The following is a 2980-nucleotide window of genomic DNA, read 5'->3' on the forward strand; positions in this document are numbered from 1 at the left end:
GTGGATGTAGTCGCCCAGCGCCCGCATGCCGCCGGGGAACCGCGTCGGGCTGCCCCGCAGGTTGCCCGCCGCGTCGCGCTGCGGGTCGAACCAGCAGTCGTCGACCACGACGTACTGGTAGCCCGCGTCCCGCATCCCCGAGCTCACCATCGCGTCGGCCGCCTGACGGATCACCGTCTCGTTGACGTTGCACCCGAAACTGTTCCAGTCATTCCACCCCAACGGCGGGATCAGCGCCGGGCTCCCGGGCGCGGCCAGGGCTGATGGCTGGTGCGGCGCCGCGGTGAACAGGGCCACCGCCACCGCCGCGGCCATGAACAGCCCGCGTGATCGTGAGTGCATGATCGCCTCTCCCGAGTTGATCTTGATCCGAGGTTGGGAGGGAAGCAACGTGACATTGCTTTCTCTCTACGGCAGCAACGTCACGTTCCTTCCCTCCCATCGGCCCCGAATGCTCAGCAGGTCGAGTTCGTCTGGGTGAGCAGGCCCATCCGCCAGGGCAGCCGGATGTACTCACCGCTGGCGTTGGGATCCATGCCCTGGTACACGTACTGCAGCCGGCACGGGTTGATGGTCAGGGTCTGGTCGTTGCCGGCCCGGATCATCTCGCCGTGGCTGATATCCCGGGTCCATTGCCCGTTGGGGAAGGTGACGTTGTTGGCGCGGGCGAACGGATTGGCTTCGGTGTTGGCGAGCGGGGTCCAGCTGCCGGTGAGGCTGGTGGAGGTGTAGGACCGGAACCAGCGCCGCCCGTCCGAGCCGATGGCCTCCTGAATCAGCAGGTACTGGTTCTGGCCCTGGACCTTGTACACGTTGGTGGCCTCGAACAGCGAGAACCTGCTGTCGGACAGCACGATCTGGGTGTTGCCGAACCCGTTGGGGAAGTTGGCCATGGTGGTCTGGGCCCGGTAGATGTGGCCGTTGTCGTCGCTGAAGAACAGGAAGCAGTTGGCACTGTCACAGATCACCCAGAAGTCGATCCAGGTGCCTGGTCCCTTGTTCTGGGTGACGATCGGCGGCTCGTTGGCGATGAACGTGCGCGGCGCCGACCAGGAGCGCGGGTCGGCCGGGTTGGTGCTGGTCGAGAACGTCGGCGGGGCGCTCTGGTAGACCAGGTACCACAGGTTCTGCGGGGCGAAGAAGAACAGCTGCGGCGCGGCGCGGTACCCCGGCCCGATCGCCGAGGCGGTGTCCAGGTAGGTGTGCTGCGCGGCCGCGGCCTGCGGCCAGTCGCCGAAGCTGAACTCGACCAGGCTCCACCCGGACGGACGGGCCGTGGTGGCGTAGATCAGCCACTGGTTGTTGAACCGCACCACCGAGAAGTCCTTGATCGCCAAGATGTCGGGGTGCTGGGCATCCGGCTTCGGGCCGGCCAGCACGCCGCTGGACGACCACCGGAAGGTCGACGGCAGCGAACCCGACGGGGCGTCGATGCGGAACAGCTGCCATTGCTGGCTGGCCGCGTCCGTGTCCGTCGACTGGACGACCCTGGCTCCGTCGGCGGTGGAACTCCCTTGCACCGTGGCGGTTTTGCCGCTGTTGCGGTTGATCAGCCGAACGAGGCCGCCGGCCGAGTCGGCCAGCCGGAACTGCTGGTTGGTTCCGTTGTGGTCGGTCCACTGCTGGAGGGCGGCTCCCTCCGCGGTCGACGAACTGGGCACGTCCAGCACCTTGCTCGAGTGCCGCGCCTTCAACCGGAAAAAGCCGCCGCCCGAGTCGACGAACTGGAACTGCTGGTTGGACCCGTCGTGCCGGGCCCACTGCTGGATGGCCGCACCGTCGCTTGTGGACACGCCGGACACGTCCATCGCCTTGCCGCTGTTCCGGTTGACCAGCACGTACCAGGCCGCCGGGTCGACCGTCGCGGCCTGTGCCTGTGGACCGGCCGCAAGCAGGAAACCGGCCAGCAGAGCCATGATCGTGACGAGCGCCGCCCGCCGCCCCGTTCGCCGAGCCTTCCGTGGGATACGCATGTCGTTCCTCCGCATTGAGGTGATAGGTGATTCGTGCCGGTCAGCCGATGAGGTCGAACTCCTCCCACGTTCCGACAGAGGTCCGCGCCGCGATCAGCGGGCTGGCCCCGGCGTTCTCCGCGGTGACGATCCTGCTGTTGGCGTGCGCCCGCAGGCTGACACTGCCGTCGGTGTTGCGGATGAGGTCGAACTCCTCCCAGGGCCCGATCGCGGTGCGGTTGGCGATCAGCGCGCTGGCCCCGGCGTTCTCGGCGGTGACGAAGTTGTTGTTGGCGTGCGCCCGGAGGCTCACGCTGCCGTCAGCATTGCTGATCAGGTCGAACTGCTCCCAGGTGCCGACCGACGTGCGGTTGGCGATCAGCGCGCTCGCCCCGGCGTTCTCCGCGGCGACGAAGTTGTTGTTCGCGTGCGCGCGCAGGCTGACCACCCGGGTGGCCGGTGGCGGGGTGCCGGTGCCGTTCAGCACGGTGAGGGTGGAGTTGTAGGCGGGTTTGGGGTTGCCGCTGCGGTCGAAGAGCAGTGGGTTTTCGCTGGAGCGCCAGGAGTCGCTGTCGCGGACGCCCCAGGTGGTGATGCCGGCACAGCGGGCCACGTTGATGCAGGCTTGCACGGTGCTGGCGTAGGAGTTGGCGGGGGCTTGGGCGATGTCGAGCTCGGTGAGCTGCACATCCACCCCGAGGGCGGCGAAGTTGGCCAGCGTGGTCTGGAAGTTGCTGGGTGGGCCGCTGCCGAAGTGGGACTGGAACCCGACACAGTCGATCGGCACACCGCGGGACCGGAAGTCCTGGACCATCCGGAACACGCCCTGGGTTTTGGCCGCGTTCCAGTCTTCGATGCTGTAGTCGTTGTAGCAGAGTTTGGCGGCCGGGTCGGCGGTGCGGGCGGTGCGGAAGGCCTCCTCGAGGAACCCGGTACCCAGCCGGTCGCGGAACACCGAGCTGCGCAGCTGGCCGCTGCCGCCGTCGGCGAACGCTTCGTTGACCACGTCCCAGGCATAGATCTGGCCG

Annotated in this window: 2 protein-coding genes and 1 pseudogene; all 3 read right to left on the minus strand. The window is 67.7% G+C overall.

Features of this window, described 5'->3' with window-relative positions:
- Positions 1 to 342 (minus strand): annotated as a pseudogene (locus VGR06_RS06700) (alpha-galactosidase); the annotation flags it as partial.
- A 113-nt stretch (positions 343 to 455) separates the two neighbouring features.
- Positions 456 to 1973 carry a non-reducing end alpha-L-arabinofuranosidase family hydrolase gene (locus tag VGR06_RS06705; protein ID WP_327558085.1) on the minus strand — a complete coding sequence of 506 codons (1518 nt, stop codon included), beginning with the start codon at positions 1971 to 1973 and terminating at the stop codon, positions 456 to 458.
- A 40-nt stretch (positions 1974 to 2013) separates the two neighbouring features.
- A partial coding sequence (locus VGR06_RS06710) for an endo-1,4-beta-xylanase (RefSeq protein ID WP_327558086.1) occupies positions 2014 to 2980 on the minus strand: 967 nt, incomplete at its 5' end.

The organism is Actinophytocola sp., assembly GCF_036002505.1.
Taxonomy (GTDB): domain Bacteria; phylum Actinomycetota; class Actinomycetes; order Mycobacteriales; family Pseudonocardiaceae; genus DASYTH01.